Raw genomic sequence first — 18,698 nt, forward strand, 5'->3', positions numbered from 1 at the left:
TTTCTGAAAATTCTTGCTTTTTCAAAATATGTTGGATAAGATAAACTTTAAGTAAACGCTTTCATATACGTATCCTTAAGGAGGAAGTTGATGGCAAAACAGCTACAAAGAGAATTGAATAATAGGCATATTCAATTAATTGCTATTGGTGGTGCTATAGGAACTGGTTTATTTTTAGGTTCAGGACAGACAATTTCTCTAACCGGACCTTCATTACTCTTTACTTACATGTTGATAGGTATAGTGTTATTTGCTTTTATGAGAGCTCTTGGTGAATTATTATTAAGTAACTCTAAATTTAATTCATTCGTAGATATTGCAAATGAATACCTTGGTCCGTTTGGTGGATTTGTAATTGGGTGGACCTATTGGGTTTGTTGGATTGTCTCTAGCATGTCGGATCTCACTGCGATGGGACAATATTTTGCTTATTGGTACCCACAAGTCCCACACTGGTTGACAGTGCTATTTATTGTACTCATACTTATATCGTTTAATTTGCTTGGTGCCAGATTATTTGGAGAACTTGAATTTTGGTTTTCTATAATTAAAGTCGTTACAATTATTACGATGGTTATTGTAGGTTTAGTTCTGATTTTTTTATCATTTAAAACAGAATATGGACACGCTTCTTTTGGTAATTTAATACATCATGGCGGTATGTTTCCACATGGCGTAGCTGGATTTTTAATGTCCTTCCAAATTGCTGTATATTCATTTATAGGTATAGAACTTATAGGCGTCACAGCTGGCGAAACAAAGAATCCAGAAAAAACAATTCCTAAAGCAATAAATAACGTTCCTATACGAATTTTATTATTTTATATAGGTGGTTTACTTGTAATCATGTCTGTCATCCCATGGTTTAAAGTTGATCCTGATAGTAGTCCGTTTGTTAAATTATTCACACTAATTGGTGTTCCCTTTGCTGCTGGCATAGTTAATTTTGTTGTTTTAACAGCAGCAGCATCTGCAACTAATAGTGGAATATATTCTAATAGTCGAATTTTATTTGGTTTAGCGAAACAAGGTTTAGGTCCTAAAGCATTGACAAAAACTAATTCTAATGGTGTGCCTTATCTCTCAATGTTCGTATCTTCAATAACATTGTTAATCGCAGCTTTATTAAATTTTGTTTTCCCAGATGCTATTAAATTATTTATTTATGTAACGACATTATCTACCGTCCTATTCCTTGTAGTATGGGGAATGATTATCGTTTCTTACATCGCATATGTAAAGAAGAATCCCGAACAACATCAATCAAGTGCATTTAAATTATGGGGCGGAAAGATTATTGCCTATATTGTGTTATCTTTTTTCTTATTTATCTTTATTCTGCTATTCTTTAGCAAAGATACTAGAGTAGCAATTTTTATTTCACCGTTATGGTTTATCTTCTTATTCTTTTATTATAAGAAATACAAGAATAATGCTGAATCTTTAGCCAATAGACAGCGACATTAAAGTAAAATATGATTAAACTTAATTATAAGCTATGACTCTAAAATATTAATCATCAATATTTACAAAATATATATTATCTCAAAAAGAATATACTCATTATAATAAGGACCAAAATCTCACTTTAATCAAGTGTATTTGGTCCTTTTGTTATTTCATTAATTTAAATGGAATAGTACATAGAGTAACGTTTTTTTGATAAATTAAATGCAATTTTAAACGTAAACTCGTTTGATTGTGCAACAAGTGCTGCCAAGCCTTTTTAGGGATAAATTCTGGAACGACTACTGTAATTAAATAATTTTTATCATTCGCTTTTTTACGAATTTTATCTATAAATCGTGAAATCGGACGAATAATACTTCTATACTCTGAATGTAAAATCACAAGTCTTACATCAGGAAAATGTTTTTTCCATTTAGTCATAAAAGCCTGCTCATCTTCATCACCAAATGTCACATGCACTGCAATAACATCATCATTAGCTAATAATTTGGCATAATAAATAGATTTATCAACTACAGTTGTAATACTTTGAATAGGTACAATCGCTAAATTGCGATCTACAACAGGAATATCGTGTATATCAATTTCAGATCGTAATTCACATGCTATATTCTCATAATGTACATGAATTCTAATAAAAATAAATACAACAAAAGGTAAAAATAAAAGAATTGGCCATACTTGATTAAGTTTGGTAATGAGTAAAATCATGAATACGATAAACGTAATCGTACCACCAATTAAATTGATAGTAAGCTTTATTCCCCATCGTTCAGGACGTTCTCGAAGCCATTTTAAAACCATACCAAACTGAGCAAGCGTAAACGGAATAAAAACACCTACTGCATATAATGGGATGAGGTTCTCTGTCATTCCTTCAAATAGGATAATTAAAATGATGGCTAATACACCTAATATAATAATCGAGTTTGAATAACCGAGACGATCACCACGAACAGTAAACATACGTGGCATATATTTGTCCTTAGACATTGATGCAGCTAGCATAGGAAATGCTGTAAAACCAGTATTAGCAGCCAATACCAAAATCATAACTGTAGTAGCTTGTATAAAATAAAACGCTACATTTTCACCAAATATTTGGGACGCAAGTTGTGAAAGCACGGTCGTTTCAGTTTGAGGCATAATTCCATATATATATGAGAGTACAACAATACCTACTAGTAACACTGCTAAAATTGTACCCATAGTGACTAAAGTTTTGACTGCATTCTTAGGTGCTGGATTTTTAAAATTTGTTACTGCATTGGATATTGCCTCTACACCTGTAAGTGATGATGCTCCAGATGAAAATGCTTTTAAAAGTAAAAATAACGTAACACCAGGCACAGTACTCCCTACAGTGGAATGGATATGTGGTGCGATTTGTCCAGTAGCTACGCGAAATGTTCCAACGACTATCAAAACAATTAAACCTATAATAAATAAGTAGACTGGATATGATAATACAGTTGCTGATTCAGTCAAACCTCTTAAATTCATCATTAAAATAAAGAGTACTAATAAACATGCAATAAGCACTTTAAAATGATATAAGTGGGGAAATGCAGCAACAAAAGCATCTGCGCCTGAAGAAATACTCACTGCCACCGTTAATATATAGTCGACTAATAAAGACCCTCCAGCTAGCAATCCCCATTTCTCACCAAGATTTGTTTTAGAAACAATATACGCTCCCCCACCTTTTGGATAAGCATAAATAATTTGTCTATAAGATAAAATTAGAGCTGTTAATAATATTAGAACTGCTCCGGCAATAGGCAGCGTATACCAAGATGCCACAGCTCCTATCACCGATAATGTAATTAATATCTGCTCAGGACCATATGCAACTGATGACAATGCATCGGATGATAGGATAGCTAATCCTTTAAATTTTGAAATTTTCTCGTTTTTTAAGTCTCTGTTTCTTTTAGGTCTACCAATCAAAAGTCTTTTAAATTGAATGAACATGACTCCTACCTCTTTAACTCATTTTGATGGATAAAACTATACTCCCATAAATCAAAATTGTATAGCTACTTCACAGATCTTTAATCATTACATTTACTCTATTAGTGTTATATTACACTTATGAATTTATTGTTTCTCACAAAGAAGACTACTTGATTAAGATATAGCTAACCCAATATCTATTCGTTATCTGTAACTTTATACACCAAAACTGTTATAATAAATTCACTCATTGTTGCCATAACGTAGGCAATAAATTTTTAAGTTTAAAGTAGAGGATGCTCAATGAAGATAAAACTGTTTGTCATTGTTGTCATTTTTTTGATGACTATTTTATCGATAATTTCAATAACAACACGAGAAATCGCACATAGTAAGAATGAGACGATATTGACACATGCTTCTCAAAAACATATTGATAAAATGGTTGAGACAGCAATGAAGAAAGGAGATATCCCCGGACTAGCAATATTGATCATCAAAGACAATAAAATCTTTTTAAATAAAGGGTATGGTTATGCCAATATTGAAAAAAGAGCAAAGGTAAACCCACATACTCAATTTGAAATTGCATCCAATACTAAAGCTTTTACAGGTTATGCAATTCTACAACTAGCTCAAGAAGGAAAAATAAATTTAAATGACAAAGTAAGTACATTTATACCCGGATTTAAAATGAAGTATGAAGACAAAGAAAGAGATATTACTATTGAACAGCTATTAGCTCAAACTAGTGGTATCCCTGGAGATATCACTGAAGAAAATCGTTACTCTAAACAGTACGATAGTATTGAAAATATCGTTAATTTTGCAAAAGGAAAACGTCTAAACCATGTACCTGGAGAAACTTTTGAATATTCGAATATGAATTATGATATTTTAGGTCTTATTATTCAAAATGTTACCCATCAATCCTATACATCATACATCCAAAAGCATGTTTTAGCCCCTTTAAAGATGAAACATACCACTTTTAAAGTAAATAATACCAAAGCTAATAACGAAGCATTAGGTTATATATGGGAAGATAATGAAAATAAAGTTGCACAACCAGAGTTTAACATTGGGGATACTCCTGCGGCATATATGATGTCAAGTACAAGTGATTTAGCAAAGTGGGTCCAACTACAGATCCACCCCACTTCAAAATCACAAGCCAAGTTAATTCGTCAATCGCATCAGGTATTATCTAACTCATTAAATAGTGAGCCCAACGCAGATAGCTACGGTTCGGGATGGTTTATAAATACTGATGACCATCTCGTATTTCATACCGGCGTTTTAGATAATTTCTCTTCACAAATTTTATTAAATATTCGTAAATCTTATGGCATTGTCGTATTAGCCAATACAAATTCAAATCAAGTGACTCGTTTAGCGGAACATTTAAATACTCAAATTATGAATAATCGTCATTATACAACCATAGAAGAAAAAGTGAACCAAACGAAAGATATGCAACTTATCATTTCCACATTGGCCGTTATATTCATGGTCATATTTAGTATCTTAGTTTTTAGTAAAATCTTAAAATTACGTGAAGGCCACATTTTCGTCCGTAAATGTTTACGAGCTTCAATCATATTCAGCATCATTTTATTGGGATTTGTAGCAATGAATATTCTTTTTTATCTACTTCCCTTGATAATATTAGGAGATGCAACTTGGGGGTTTGTTTTATCATGGTTACCTTTACATTCGAAATATTTAGTTGTAAGTATCTATCTAGCCATAACCATGTTACTGGTTTGGTTATCTTTAATAAGTATAACTTACCGTTCTGATGAAAATAAAAAACATTAAAACGACACCTAAGCATTAAAAAGCCACATTTAAGACATGCGATACACACCTAAGAATGACTTTGTTATTTTTGAATCATGCAATATTATACTATTCTGATGAACTTGAACATCATTTATCATAAAATTAATAGAATTTTTAACAAAAGGAAGTATCACTATGCATAAACGACTTTTCATCACTTTATTAGGTTTTATCATTTTACTAGCTGGATGCGATTATTCTAAAGAAGAGAACCAAACTGGTATATTTTATAACGTTTTTGTAAAATCTATGGATGAATTTCTTCATTTTCTTGGCAGAGTCTTTCAGGATAACTATGGCTTTGCTATTATTTCTATTGTACTCATAGTTCGTTTCATCCTATTACCTTTCATGTTAATACAAGTTAAGAATATGCATATGATGCGCGAAAAAACAAAAGTCGTCCAACCAGAATTGGATGCTATAAGAGATAAAATGAAACACGCAACATCACAAAAAGAACGTAATGCAGCCAATCAATTGCTTATGAAAAAGTATCAATCGTATGGAATTAATCCATTAAAAAATATGTTAGGGTGTCTTCCTGTTCTTATACAAATGCCTATATTAATGGGCCTTTATATGAGTTTGAAGTACCCTTCGAGTCACGGAATTACTGAATACCCACACTTCTTATGGTTTGATTTAACGCAACCTGATTTGATTATGACAATCATCGCAGCAATCATGTATTTTGTTCAGCCACTTGTAAACTCAATCCATTATCCAAAAGATCAAAGAAAAACATATTACTTTATGATGGTATTTTCACCGATATTCATAACATATGCGTCTCTACATTCTGCTGCAGCTTTAGGCTTATATTGGAGTATAAGCGCTGCTTTTCTAATAGTACAAATGCATTTTGCTCACTCTCATTATAAGAAAGTGGCACTACATGAAGCTAAAAAACTCAAACAAAAATTAGAGCAAAATAAAGACAATGGTGAGTTATTAACCGAAGAGTCATAAAAAAGCACGCTATAAACAATCTTGCAAAAATGTTTATAGCGTGCTTTTCGTTCACCACTATTAAATATACCATGTTAATAATTTACAAAGAGGTTGTAATTCACACGATCCATATTACTTTATCATTGTGCACCACGTTGACTTTCTTTAGCATGTATAAGATTTGTTACAAAATCATTTACAGGTGTTGCAATATGATTCTCTTTCCCTAATTTACTAACTGCTCCATTAATATAATCTATTTCAGTTGTTCTATTATCTTTAATTAAGTCTTGGTACATAGAAGGATAGTGTGGGCCTACTTTATCATTTAAAGCAATTAAGTAATCAAAAATCTCATCAACATTAAGATGAACATCATCAATTGTTGCAACATGAACAATTTCTTGTGTAATTTTGTAGATCAAATTTTTAGCGTCTTCACTATTATTGAGCGCTGCCAAATTACATTCAAGTATAGTACATAATGAATTAGCTGTTCCATTGACACATATTTTCTTCCAAATTGATTGATGTAAATGTTCACTTTTTACACCTTTTAATTCTGCATTTTGTAGCAGATTAACAATGATATCTACGCTTTCTTTTCCCTCGGGCACGAGACACCCAATTTCAACAGGACCTTGCCCCATTAAGTGCGTGTGACCAGGTTGATCAATACCGGCTGTCCACGTTGTTACTCCACGTACAATTCTATCTATAGAAACATATTGTTGTATAAGACGTTCATGTTTCAAACCATTCATAGTACACACAACAATCGTATTATCATGAATGTGAGGTTGAATATGACTAAGCACTTCTTCTAATTGCATGGATTTAGGAAATAAAAAAACAATATCAAAGGACGTTTCTTTAGGAATTTCCGTTAGTCTAAACATAGGTAGCCTGAAATGATGCGCTTCACCATTAATATCGATATTTAGTCCGTCCTGTTGTATTGCAGTAACTTGAGGTTCCCAATTATCAATTAAAGTGACGTCATAACCATGTTGAAACAACTTAGCACCAAACCCACTACCTAATGCGCCAGAACCTGCAATTGCTATTTTCATATATTCCATCTCCTTACAATTCTATATTGTTTTTAAAATACTACTTTACTACATACCAGTCAATATAATACGGTTATTTTGTAAGAATTTTCTGTTAATTATGAATAAGTATTATCCTCTCAAACGTACATTACTCATTCGACATTTTATTAGCAATTAGCACAGTGAATCGTTTCTTTGTTAATTTATTATTCTATTTCAGTTGCGTTTTTAAAATATGAGTAGAACTAACTTCATATTGACTTGATTATCTCTTTTCTCTTTAACAAGAATTAGAATTTATAGACTTCTTCGTACTTACATTTTTGCTTAGTTCTCTATATCAATATATCAAAATGTCTGAGACACCAGTGATGTCCCAGACATAAATTCATATTTTCTATTTCAATATTAAAGATAAAATTAAAAGTTACTGACTATGCTCTTATACATTAGACTGTTTTTTCGGTATTAAGAACAAAATAGAAAGGAATGCTAATAATGCTATAAGCGCATTAAACATTACTCCAGTAAAACCACCTAAAGTCAGATTAAGTTGGGCTGCAAGTACACTGTAAACTGTACTTGAGATGGCCACACCAAATGCATTCCCTAAGGATGACGCCATCTTATATACACCGGATGCGACACCTACTTTATCATCTGGTGCTTGTGCAACAGCTGTATCCGTAGATGGTGTTGCATAAATACCTAAACCGGTACCAAATAATAAATAACCAACGACACTTGACGCTATATACCAAGCATTAGGTAAAAACGTCAAAGATAATAATATTAATCCTATGACGGTCAAGGCACTTCCGAGTAACAAAGGTCTTTTAGGTCCTAGCGATTGTAATATCATTTCACCCACACGTATCATAATTAATACTGCAACTAGATATGTAAGTGAGATATATCCAGTTTCCTGAGAGTTAAAATCTAATTTTTGCTGATAAAAAGTATTTACTACAATCAATGTACCACCAGCTACACCATTCAACATAAAGTTTGAAATCGTTGCACCTGTATAACCTTTGTTTTTAAAGATATCAAAATCGACAAGCGGTTGTTTTATTTTATTTTCGTAAATCACGAATATAATTAACGATATAACAAAAATTGCAATAAGTCCCAAAATAAATGGTGAGAACAAACCAAATTGAGAGGTTTGAGTTATTATCACATTAATACTTAACATGCTAACCACTAAGATGATTAAACCAATAACATCAAATTTCTTTGTCTCTGTCGGTTGATCTCCTATAGGCTCTGCTTTTGTTTCGGGAGTATGTTTAATGAGAAACATGGATAATATTGTCAGAATAATTGAAACAATAAAGATTGAGCGCCATCCAAGGTTAGTTGCCATTAAACCACCAAACAAAGTACAAACACCACTACCTCCCCATGAACCAATGGACCAGTAGCTTAATGCACGTTGTCGTGCTGTCCCAATATAATATTCATTAATGATTGCGAGTGTCGCTGGCATTATACACGCCGCTGACAATCCTTGAATAGCACGTCCAATAATCAATAAACTTGGTAATGGTGTAATAATGATTAAAACTGACCCAACAATATTAAGTGCTAAGCCTATGTATGTCATTTTTACTCTACCAATTTTATCTGCAATATCTCCTGCACCTACAATAAACAAACCAGAAAATAGTGCCGATAAGCTAACTGCTATATTAATGGTACCAATATCACTATTGTATGATGATTGTAATGGCACGACTAGATTTACAAGTGATTGTGCAAATAACCAAAATGTAATAACCCCTAAAATAATCCCTAATAATAAGCGATTATCTCCCCTAAACTTTTGTGATGTATTCATCTATCACTTACTCCTTCACAATTAATTAGAAATCTCTAAATAAGACTTATTTAATTACAATATCCATTTCTTATTTTACAAATCTTTTATTTGCTTTCTTCTAATATCATTTTTACATTAAGAAACTTTATCATATTTAGAACAACTTTTTAACTGAAATAAATATATGACTAAATCGTTTATCATGTTAATATTCATTCATCCTAGATATGTTTCTTTTTTAATTTCTTGTAATTTTTAGAAAATTTGTGAATATAGAAACTTATTCTACACTATCTAGTTTCAATTTTCCATACTATAATTGATTTAAACGTGTTTTCATATAAACTATAAATATATGAAACAAGCCAATGTAAGTGCTTTTATTTTTAATAAAAATATATTTCTTTTTTGGGATATTAAAACTAAATGAGGATTGACGTTATGCTTAATTTATTTATTTTATTACTTGAACGCGTGGGATTAATTATTTTACTCGCATATATACTCATGAATATTAATCATTTTAAAACAATGATGAGCGAACGTGACAAATGGCGTTCAAAATTCCAACTAATCATTATTTTTGGTATATTCTCTATGATTTCTAATTTTACAGGAATTGAAATAGAAAATGGCCATATCGTATCTGGTGATATTTATTACCACTTAAGCAAAGACGCCTCAATGGCCAATACACGTGTATTAACTATTGGTGTTTCTGGTCTAATAGGTGGACCGTGGGTAGCTATAATTGTAGGGATTATTTCTGGATTATGTCGTTTATATATTGGCGGGGCTGACGCATATACCTATCTCATTTCATCCATAGTTATCGCTATCATATCTGGTTACTTCGGTCATCAAACAATAAAACAAAATACATATCCGTCCATTAAAAAAGGTGCTATTATCGGTGCAATAACTGAAATTATTCAAATGAGCTGTATATTATTATTTACAAATAACTTACATCACGCAATTACATTAGTCAGTTTTATAGCACTACCGATGATTATCATTAATAGTTTGGGTACAGCCATATTTTTAACCATCATTTTGTCGACCATCAAGCAAGAAGAACAAATGCGTGCAGTCCAAACGCATGATGTATTACAACTCGCTAATGAAACACTACCTTACTTTCGATCTGGACTTAATGAAAAATCAGCCCAACAAGCTGCTGAAATTATTTTAAAATTAATGCAAGTGTCGGCGGTAGCTATTACAAATAAAAAAGATATTTTAACACATATTGGTGCAGGCAGTGACCATCACGTAGCACGTAAAGAGATTATTACAGATTTATCTAAAGAAGTGATTCAATCAGGAAAATTAAAAGTCGCTCATACGAGAGAAGGAATTGGATGTCACCATCCTAATTGCCCTCTTGAAGGAGCCATTGTCGTCCCTCTTTATATACATAACGAAATCGCAGGGACTTTAAAATTTTACTTCACTGATAACAATATTATTTCAACTTCAGACCAACAACTCGCAAAAGGCCTCGCTAATATATTTTCTTCACAGCTAGAACTAGGCCAAGCTGAAATGCAGGGACAATTGTTGAAAGACGCTGAAATTAAATCATTACAAGCACAAGTCAATCCACATTTCTTTTTTAATGCTATTAACACTATATCAGCACTAGTACGAATTGATAGTGAAAAAGCACGACGTTTACTGATTCAACTCAGTCAGTTCTTCCGCTCTAATCTTAATGGTGCACGTAATAATACAATTACTTTACAAAAGGAATTACAACAAGTAGCAGCATATTTATCCTTAGAGCAAGCACGTTATCCAAATAGATTTAACATACATTATCGAATTGATGATCAGTGTCAAGATGCGCTTATCCCACCTTTTATAATTCAAATATTAGTGGAAAATTCTATTAAACATGCATTTAAAAATCGTAAAGTGAATAATCATATTGATGTGAATGTTAGCATGAAACAAGACTACTTAAGTATATCTGTTCAAGATAATGGGCAAGGCATACCAGCTGATCAATTAGATATCATTGGATATACGACAGTGACGTCTACCACTGGTACTGGTAATGCCTTAGTCAATCTTAATAAAAGACTTACTGGACTATTTGGAACAACATCGGCACTGAACATTCAATCTTCTCAATCAGGCACGACTGTAAGTTGTTTAATTCCGTATAAATCTTCTAAGGAGGAACACTTTAATGAAAGCGTTAATCGTTGATGATGAGCCACTTGCAAGAAATGAATTACAATATCTTTTAAATCTTAATGATGCTATAGATGAAATTGAAGAAGCAGAAAACATAGAAGAAACATTGGAGAAGTTACTCTACAACACATTTGACTTAATATTCTTAGATATAAATTTAATGGATGAAAGTGGTATTGATTTAGCTCAAAAAATTAATAAAATGAAGCAATCACCACATATTATCTTTGCAACCGCTCACGAGAAATTCGCAGTCAAAGCTTTTGAATTAAATGCAACCGATTATATACTAAAACCTTTTGAAAAAGATCGTATTAATCAAGCTGTAAATAAAGTTGGCATGGCTAAAGATAAATCAAAAAACAAAGATAAAACTATCACACCTAAATATATTGATTATAGTGATGATGAGCACGCTCAAACACATGTACTACCAATTGAAGTGGATGAACGTATTCACATCTTAAATTTCACAGACATTATCGCATTATCTGTTAATAATGGGATTACTACGATAGATACAACAAAACAAAGTTATGAAACGACCGAAACACTTAATCATTACGAGAAAAAACTACCTTCCTCACTATTTATTAAAATACATCGCGCTACTATCGTTAATAAAGAACATATCCAAACAATAGAACATTGGTTTAATTATACATATCAGCTGACGTTAACCCATGAATTTAAATATCAAGTTAGTCGTTCTTATATGAAGACTTTTAAACAACAACTCGGTCTTCAATAAAATTTAAATCATGCTTTATGAATTTCACCTTTAAAATGGTGCACCTCACCCTAAAATATTTGTAAGTGAGCTATGAAACTACATATAGTAAACGCTTTCATTCTATAATATAACCATGAAGAAAACAGAGGGGAATGGTTATTTTGGAACAAACGCATCTCGTTAAAAACAAAGCGGTTGATAACAAGAAGTCAATGAAATACAGTATTTTTCAACAAGCATTAACGATTGCAGTGATTTTACTTATATCAAAAATTATTGAATCATTTATTCCTATACCAATGCCAGCCTCAGTCATTGGACTCGTACTATTATTTATCGCATTGTGTACAGGCATTGTGAAATTAGGTCAAGTTGAGACTGTGGGAACTGCATTAACCAATAATATTGGATTCCTATTCGTACCAGCTGGTATTTCAGTCATTAACTCTTTACCAATCCTTAAGCAAAGCCCTATTTTAATTATTTTACTTATTATTATTTCAACACTTTTATTATTAATTTGTACTGGCTTTGCGTCACAATTATTAGTGACGAAATCACTTTTCCCTTCTAAAGAGAAAAATGAAGAAACAAGTCACATAGGAGGGTAATCAATGATTGAACATTTAGGAATCAATACACCTTATTTTGGGATATTAGTATCATTAATACCATTTGTCATAGCGACTTATTTTTATAAAAAAACGAATGGTTTCTTTTTACTAGCACCTTTATTCGTAAGTATGGTTGCAGGTATTGCTTTTTTGAAATTGACAGGAATTAGTTATGAGAATTATAAAATCGGTGGCGACATTATTAATTTCTTTCTAGAACCAGCTACAATATGCTTTGCGATTCCTTTATATCGCAAGCGCGAAGTATTAAAAAGATATTGGTTACAAATATTTGGTGGTATAGCTGTTGGTACAATTATTGCCTTGTTATTAATTTATCTTGTTGCAATAACATTCCAATTTGGCAATCAAATTATAGCATCTATGCTACCTCAAGCTGCAACGACAGCAATTGCATTACCTGTATCTGACGGTATCGGTGGTGTCAAAGAATTAACCTCACTCGCAGTTATTTTAAATGCAGTTGTCATTTCTGCTTTAGGTGCTAAAATAGTTAAATTATTTAAAATATCTAACCCTATTGCCAGAGGACTTGCACTAGGGACGAGTGGACACACTTTAGGTGTCGCGGCAGCTAAAGAATTGGGTGAGACTGAAGAATCAATGGGAAGTATTGCCGTTGTCATCGTTGGCGTTATTGTTGTAGCAGTAGTTCCTATCCTTGCTCCAATCTTATTATAATTACCCAAAACTATAAATATATCTAAAATACCCCTGAAAACTAAATATATTAAACAAACAATGCCTGGAACATTATTTTGTGTTCCAGGCATTGTTAATGTATAAGCAACTGTTGACTAAAATAATCTCTGTTTCAGTCACTGTCTATGCTTTTTATATTAATTAAGTTTATTGATATCTATTAACGTAATTTTTGTACTTGATGTTTTTGCATTGAATCTTTTTTGTTTTTACGAGTAGGATCTAAACGTTTTTCTAGATAACGTAATCCTATATCTATAATAATTGCTATTAAAGCAATTGGTATGGCACCTGCTAAGATGAATGTTGTTCCATCTGTTGAATTTGTACCACGAATAATAATATCACCTAGTGTTGGAGCACCGATAAATGACCCAATCGCTACTATTCCGATAGCAACAACAAGTGCAATTCTAACACCACCAATAATAACAGATAAAGATAATGGTAACTCTATCATTCTTAATATTTGATTCCCCGTCATTCCCATACCTTTACCAGCATCTTTAATATTTTCATCAACTTCTACAATACCAGTATAAGTATTTTTAATAATAGGTAATAACGAATACAGGAATACAGTTACAACAACAGTTGTTGGTCCTAATCCCATAGCCAACATAAGTATGGCCAACATAGCGATTGCTGGAACAGTTTGTATAATATTTGCAATTGTAATCACCGGCCACGATAAACGTCTATACTTAGCTATGAAAATACCAATAGGAATTCCAATTATACAAGCAAACAACACACCATATACCGACATTAATAGATGTTTGAAGAACAGTTCTAGAAGAAAGGCCCAGTTCAGTGAGTAATATTCGATGATTGAATGTAACAAATTACCTTTCATTACTTATGACCACCTTTCTTTTCTTCAAAGTAATGATGTTTCTTTAAATATTCTTCAGCTATCACTGCAGGTTCCTTACCTTTTCCATCCGCTTCATAATTTAACTTCTGCATTTCTTCTGTTGAGATTTTACCTTCTAATTTTTTTAGTGCCTTATCGATTTCTGGATTATCCTTTATTAATTGTTCATTTGCAAGTGGACTACCGTCATAAGGCGGGAAGAATTTACGATCATCTTCCAATATTTTCAAATCATAAGCTGCAATACGTCCATCTGTTGAATACCCAACTGCTACATCTAATTTATTATTTTTTAATGCATCATATACTAAACCAATTTGCATTGGACGCGCACTATCAAATTTAAATCCATAATCTTTAACAAAAGCTGGATATCCATCACCTGCACGGTTCATCCATTGGGTATCCATTCCAAGACGTAGTTCATCTTTATATTTCTCTAAATCTGATACTTTTTCTAAGTGATACTTTTTAGCCGTTTCTTTTGTCACCATGAATGCGTATGTATTCGCAAACCCAAGTGAATGATAAAACTTTTCATCATATTTCTTTTTAAATAAGCGTTGTGTTTCAGACATGGCTTTTTCAGGATCTTTAGTAGGTTTAGCTGCTAATACACTCGTCAATTCAGTACCTGTGTATCGTACAGCTGACATATTTGCATCTCCTCGTTGTAACGCATTATGTTGAATAATGCTAGAACCTAGGTTCCCAATCAACGTCGGTTTGATTTTTCCATCAGTTTCATGTTCAATTAATAATTTTTCCATATGACCTATAATCTTAGTTTCACTTGTTTCAGTCGTTGTAATTTTCACATCATCTTTTGCATTTCCATCACCTAAGCCTGGTAAACTGCATCCAGATAACACGATGAGAGATAATGCAACCAGAATCAGTGTATAGTTAAAATACTTCTTCAATGTCAATTCCTCCCATTTATCTAGATACTTTTAATCCTTTAGGTACAACCCATTTTTCAACTAATGAAAGTATAAAGTCAATAACTAATGCTAATAAAGTAACAACAATCGCTGCACTAATAATCATAGGTGGTTGATAGAGATTTAATCCATTAAATACAAGATCCCCAAGTCCACCCGCACCTACATAACTTGCGAGTGTTGCCCAACTAATGACGTATACACTTGATAGACGAATACCACTAATAATAAGTGGTAAAGCTAAAGGCATCTCAACATCTTTCATTAATTGAAATTTAGTCATTCCCATACTTTGACCAGCTTGAATAACATTTTTATCGATATTTTTAACACCTAATACTGTATTATTTAAAATTGGTAAAAGTACATAGATAAATAATGCAACAATAGCTGGTGTTTTTCCTACTCCAAATATTGGAATCATGATGGCTAGCACAGCCAAAGTAGGAATGGTTTGAAGCACGCCAGCAACTGTTAATACCACATTAGCAATGCGTTGCGTTTTTGATAATAAAATACCTAAAGGGACAGCTACTACAATCGCTAACAATAATGCAAACATAGAAATATAAAAATGTTCTACCGCTTTCGATAAAAGTTGGCTACCGTATTCTTGTAAGAATGCTTTCATTATTAATCCTCACCTCTATGTTGAGCATCATGATAATCATTCACATCTTCATTTACGTTTGTTCGTGCATCAGTTTGATTTTGCGGTAAATCATGATTATTTTCATCTGAGCTTTCAATTGGGCTCTCATGACTATCAGAATCTTCTTCGCCCCAAATTGAGTCATACACAATATCGACTAAGTTTGCACGTGTAATTAAACCAATGAGATGTTCATCATTATCGACGACAGGTACATTTCTAACATTACGTTTTAGAATTGTACGCACAGAGTCTTGTAATTTTGAATTGATATGTACTTTGTAAACATCCCTTTGCATGGTATCAATTAATTCTTTACGCGCACGTAATCCTTGATTGATATCTTCAATATCTAAAAATCCTAATAATTTATTTTGATTATTGACTACAAAAATAGTGTCTACACGACGTGTTCTCATAATATCTACAGCATCATTCAATGAATCATCTGCTTTAACAGTGACGGGTTTGATCATAGCACTTTCTACAGATTTCATATTAGGACGATCCTGAATCAAGCGATTTTGCCCAATAAAATCTCTAACAAAGTCATTTGCTGGATATCGTAAAATATTGTCAGGTGTATCGTATTGAACGACTTTTCCCTTAGACATAATACATATTTTGTCTGCTAATTTGATGGCCTCATCCATATCATGAGTGACAAAAATAAATGTTTTTCCTAATTTTTGTTGTAATTCCTTTACTAAATCTTGTAATGTATCGCGTGTAATAGGGTCTAATGCACCAAAAGGTTCATCCATTAATATAATATCTTGTTCAGCTGCTAAAGCGCGTACAACACCAATTCGTTGTTGTTGCCCTCCTGATAATTCAGCTGGATAACGATCTAAATATTCTTCAGGTAAATCTACCAGTTTAATAAGTTCTTTAGCTTTTTCATCTTTCTTCTCTTTAGACCATTTTAAAAGTTTAGGTACTAAAACAATATTTTCTCGAATAGTCATATGTGGCATCAAACCAATTTGTTGAATGACATAACCGATACTTCTCCGCAATTCAACAGGATTCATATTACGGACATCTTTTCCATTCATCATAATCTGGCCATCTGTCGCCTCAATCATACGATTAATCATGCGTAGTGCAGTTGTTTTACCACTACCACTCGTCCCAATAAAAGCGATAAATTCACCAGATTGAATATCCAAAGAAATATTATCTACCGCTTTTTTATTCCCTGAATAAATCTTGGTTAAGTTTTTAATACTTAACATAATTGTCTTCCCCTTCCTATATAAAGAATGTCTTGTTCCATGACCTAAAAAAAGACCTCTGATGCAATTGTTAAACAAATAATGACTAAAGTTAAACAAAAGACAAAGGCCTTTGCTTATATATTTTTACGTTAAATTAATAGTCTTAAACATTAACCATTAATATGCTATACATGAAAACAGAGACAGATACTAATATATACCCAATGAGTTGAAAATAAACACTTTTCACAGAATTTTTATAATTATTTCTATGTTAAAAAAATTATAAATTAAGAAATCTACGGTTGTTTATGTAAATGATTCACTATCTACGAATTAAAAGTTTAATTTTTATAATATTGTGAAAAATATCACATTATATGTCGGTGTTCTCTTGAAAACAGAGCATTTTAGTATTATGCTCAAAATGTAATAAGAATTATTACATCACATTAAAGACTGATATTCATATTTTGCAGTCAAATTTATATTTAAGGGGTTTTTATTATGAAAGCAGCAGTATGGTATGGACAAAAGGATGTACGCGTTGAAGATCGCGAACCCAAAGTAATAAAAGACAATGAAGTTCAAGTTAAAGTCTCTTGGGCTGGTATCTGTGGTACAGATTTACATGAATATTTAGAAGGACCTATTTTTATTTCAACTGATCAACCGGACCCACTACTTGGTCAAACTGCACCTGTGACTCTAGGTCATGAATTTTCTGGTGTCGTAGAAAATGTTGGTAAAGACGTATCACGTTTTAAAAAAGGGGATCGTGTGGTAGTTAATCCAACAGTGTCTAGAAGAGAAAAGCCGGAAAATGTTGACTTATATGATGGTTATTCATTTATAGGACTAGGTTCTGATGGTGCGTTTGCCGAGTTTACCAATGCTCCTGAAACAAATGTTTACCATCTACCAGATAATGTTTCAGCACGAGAAGGTGCTCTTGTAGAACCAACAGCAGTTGCTGTCCAAGCAGTTAAAGAAGGCGAATTATTATTCGGGGATACTGTAGCGGTATTTGGCGCTGGGCCAATTGGTTTATTAACTATTGTTGCAGCAAAAGCTGCTGGTGCAAGTAAAATATTTGTCTTTGACTTATCAGAAGAACGTTTAGCGAAAGCTAAAAGTGTGGGTGCGACTCACGTGTATAACTCAGGTAACGTCGATCCAGTACAAACAGTTTATGAACATACTGACAACGGTGTAGATGTGTCATTTGAAGTTGCTGGTGTAGGTATTACTTTACAACAATCTATTGAAGTAACACGTCCACGTGGTACTGCTGTCATCGTATCAATCTTCGGTCATCCCGTAGAATTCAATCCATTATTGCAAATGAATAAAGGTGTCAAATTAACGACTACAATTGCTTATACACCAACTACATTCCAACAAACAATAGATTTAATCGCTAATGGTAGCTTAAATGTTAAAGATGTCGTAACAGATCAAATTGAATTAGAGAATATTGTTGAAAGTGGCTTCAATCAACTTGTAAACGATAAATCTCAAGCTAAAATTTTAGTGCGTTTAAATGGCGACCAAAAATAATTCTAAACAGAATATCATTCATTTTATACGAAAGGTTGGGACATAATTCCTAGCAAAATAGCCAG

The 18,698-nt window shown here is 32.5% G+C and carries 15 protein-coding genes; 8 read left to right on the plus strand and 7 right to left on the minus strand.

Annotation, left to right across the window (positions count from 1 at the left end):
* Positions 1–90: 90 nt before the first annotated feature.
* On the plus strand, positions 91–1,467 hold the full coding sequence (locus HMPREF3241_RS08895) for an amino acid permease (protein WP_070853609.1): 1,377 nt from the start codon (positions 91–93) through the stop codon (positions 1,465–1,467).
* Between the two features lie 147 nt (positions 1,468–1,614).
* On the opposite strand, the gene HMPREF3241_RS08900 is transcribed toward HMPREF3241_RS08895, so the two are convergent.
* Entirely contained in the window at positions 1,615–3,444 is a 1,830-nt protein-coding gene (locus tag HMPREF3241_RS08900; RefSeq protein WP_002447173.1) for an APC family permease, read from the minus strand.
* 285 nt (positions 3,445–3,729) lie between these two features.
* Here HMPREF3241_RS08900 and HMPREF3241_RS08905 point away from each other — a divergent pair, with 285 nt between their 5' ends.
* Together HMPREF3241_RS08905 and yidC are read left to right on the plus strand one after the other, a co-directional pair.
* Positions 3,730–5,247: a serine hydrolase domain-containing protein gene (locus tag HMPREF3241_RS08905; RefSeq protein ID WP_064206247.1), complete on the plus strand. Its 1,518-nt coding sequence runs from the start codon at positions 3,730–3,732 to the stop codon at positions 5,245–5,247.
* Positions 5,248–5,406: 159 nt separating this feature from the next.
* Positions 5,407–6,243 (plus strand): membrane protein insertase YidC, encoded by an 837-nt coding sequence (yidC, locus tag HMPREF3241_RS08910; RefSeq protein ID WP_064206248.1) that lies wholly within the window; start codon positions 5,407–5,409, stop codon positions 6,241–6,243.
* Positions 6,244–6,365: 122 nt separating this feature from the next.
* Here yidC and HMPREF3241_RS08915 read toward each other — a convergent pair whose 3' ends face one another.
* Positions 6,366–7,298 carry a 2-dehydropantoate 2-reductase gene (locus tag HMPREF3241_RS08915; protein ID WP_070853610.1) on the minus strand — a complete coding sequence of 311 codons (933 nt, stop codon included), beginning with the start codon at positions 7,296–7,298 and terminating at the stop codon, positions 6,366–6,368.
* Positions 7,299–7,722: 424 nt separating this feature from the next.
* Positions 7,723–9,123: an MFS transporter gene (locus tag HMPREF3241_RS08920; protein ID WP_002447169.1), complete on the minus strand. Its 1,401-nt coding sequence runs from the start codon at positions 9,121–9,123 to the stop codon at positions 7,723–7,725.
* A gap of 423 nt (positions 9,124–9,546) precedes the next feature.
* On the opposite strand from HMPREF3241_RS08920, the gene HMPREF3241_RS08925 reads away from it, so the two are divergent.
* From HMPREF3241_RS08925 to lrgB, 4 genes are all read left to right on the plus strand, one after another.
* On the plus strand, positions 9,547–11,322 hold the full coding sequence (locus HMPREF3241_RS08925; protein ID WP_002495949.1) for a sensor histidine kinase: 1,776 nt from the start codon (positions 9,547–9,549) through the stop codon (positions 11,320–11,322).
* Positions 11,303–12,061 carry a response regulator transcription factor LytR gene (locus HMPREF3241_RS08930; RefSeq protein WP_002447167.1) on the plus strand — a complete coding sequence of 253 codons (759 nt, stop codon included), beginning with the start codon at positions 11,303–11,305 and terminating at the stop codon, positions 12,059–12,061. Before HMPREF3241_RS08925 ends, HMPREF3241_RS08930 begins: the two co-directional genes overlap by 20 nt.
* 143 nt (positions 12,062–12,204) lie before the next feature.
* On the plus strand, positions 12,205–12,654 hold the full coding sequence (lrgA, locus tag HMPREF3241_RS08935; RefSeq protein WP_002490614.1) for an antiholin-like murein hydrolase modulator LrgA: 450 nt from the start codon (positions 12,205–12,207) through the stop codon (positions 12,652–12,654).
* A 3-nt stretch (positions 12,655–12,657) separates the two neighbouring features.
* On the plus strand, positions 12,658–13,359 hold the full coding sequence (gene lrgB, locus HMPREF3241_RS08940; protein WP_001831408.1) for an antiholin-like protein LrgB: 702 nt from the start codon (positions 12,658–12,660) through the stop codon (positions 13,357–13,359).
* A gap of 181 nt (positions 13,360–13,540) precedes the next feature.
* Here lrgB and HMPREF3241_RS08945 read toward each other — a convergent pair whose 3' ends face one another.
* From HMPREF3241_RS08945 to HMPREF3241_RS08960, 4 genes are read right to left on the minus strand one after another with little or no spacing between them, the layout of a single operon-like run.
* Positions 13,541–14,236, minus strand: a complete 696-nt coding sequence (locus HMPREF3241_RS08945; protein WP_002447165.1) for an ABC transporter permease — start codon at positions 14,234–14,236, stop codon at positions 13,541–13,543.
* A complete protein-coding gene (locus HMPREF3241_RS08950) occupies positions 14,236–15,180 on the minus strand; it encodes an osmoprotectant ABC transporter substrate-binding protein (RefSeq protein WP_002458157.1) in 945 nt (314 codons plus the stop codon). The genes HMPREF3241_RS08945 and HMPREF3241_RS08950 overlap by 1 nt, the downstream gene beginning before the upstream one ends.
* A gap of 16 nt (positions 15,181–15,196) precedes the next feature.
* Positions 15,197–15,832, minus strand: a complete 636-nt coding sequence (locus HMPREF3241_RS08955) for an ABC transporter permease (RefSeq protein WP_002447163.1) — start codon at positions 15,830–15,832, stop codon at positions 15,197–15,199.
* Between the two features lie 2 nt (positions 15,833–15,834).
* On the minus strand, positions 15,835–17,091 hold the full coding sequence (locus HMPREF3241_RS08960; protein WP_002447162.1) for a betaine/proline/choline family ABC transporter ATP-binding protein: 1,257 nt from the start codon (positions 17,089–17,091) through the stop codon (positions 15,835–15,837).
* A 489-nt stretch (positions 17,092–17,580) separates the two neighbouring features.
* On the opposite strand from HMPREF3241_RS08960, the gene HMPREF3241_RS08965 reads away from it, so the two are divergent.
* The gene (locus HMPREF3241_RS08965) at positions 17,581–18,633 is read left to right on the plus strand and encodes a 2,3-butanediol dehydrogenase (protein WP_002447161.1); all 1,053 of its coding nucleotides are present in this window, start codon (positions 17,581–17,583) and stop codon (positions 18,631–18,633) included.
* Positions 18,634–18,698: the final 65 nt, after the last annotated feature.

This window comes from Staphylococcus sp. HMSC34G04 (assembly GCF_001838765.1).
Lineage (GTDB): Bacteria > Bacillota > Bacilli > Staphylococcales > Staphylococcaceae > Staphylococcus > Staphylococcus epidermidis.

Bases quoted from the DNA above. Each gene is read 5' to 3' on its own strand.
- HMPREF3241_RS08900 (WP_002447173.1), bottom strand. From the start codon at position 3,444: ATGTTCATTCAATTTAAAAGACTTTTGATTGGTAGACCTAAAAGAAAC.
- HMPREF3241_RS08955 (WP_002447163.1), bottom strand. From the start codon at position 15,832: ATGAAAGCATTCTTACAAGAATACGGTAGCCAACTTTTATCGAAAGCG.
- HMPREF3241_RS08915 (WP_070853610.1), bottom strand. From the start codon at position 7,298: ATGAAAATAGCAATTGCAGGTTCTGGCGCATTAGGTAGTGGGTTTGGT.
- HMPREF3241_RS08965 (WP_002447161.1), top strand. From the start codon at position 17,581: ATGAAAGCAGCAGTATGGTATGGACAAAAGGATGTACGCGTTGAAGAT.
- HMPREF3241_RS08905 (WP_064206247.1), top strand. From the start codon at position 3,730: ATGAAGATAAAACTGTTTGTCATTGTTGTCATTTTTTTGATGACTATT.
- HMPREF3241_RS08960 (WP_002447162.1), bottom strand. From the start codon at position 17,091: ATGTTAAGTATTAAAAACTTAACCAAGATTTATTCAGGGAATAAAAAA.
- HMPREF3241_RS08895 (WP_070853609.1), top strand. From the start codon at position 91: ATGGCAAAACAGCTACAAAGAGAATTGAATAATAGGCATATTCAATTA.
- lrgB (WP_001831408.1), top strand. From the start codon at position 12,658: ATGATTGAACATTTAGGAATCAATACACCTTATTTTGGGATATTAGTA.
- HMPREF3241_RS08930 (WP_002447167.1), top strand. From the start codon at position 11,303: ATGAAAGCGTTAATCGTTGATGATGAGCCACTTGCAAGAAATGAATTA.
- yidC (WP_064206248.1), top strand. From the start codon at position 5,407: ATGCATAAACGACTTTTCATCACTTTATTAGGTTTTATCATTTTACTA.
- HMPREF3241_RS08945 (WP_002447165.1), bottom strand. From the start codon at position 14,236: ATGAAAGGTAATTTGTTACATTCAATCATCGAATATTACTCACTGAAC.
- HMPREF3241_RS08920 (WP_002447169.1), bottom strand. From the start codon at position 9,123: ATGAATACATCACAAAAGTTTAGGGGAGATAATCGCTTATTATTAGGG.
- HMPREF3241_RS08925 (WP_002495949.1), top strand. From the start codon at position 9,547: ATGCTTAATTTATTTATTTTATTACTTGAACGCGTGGGATTAATTATT.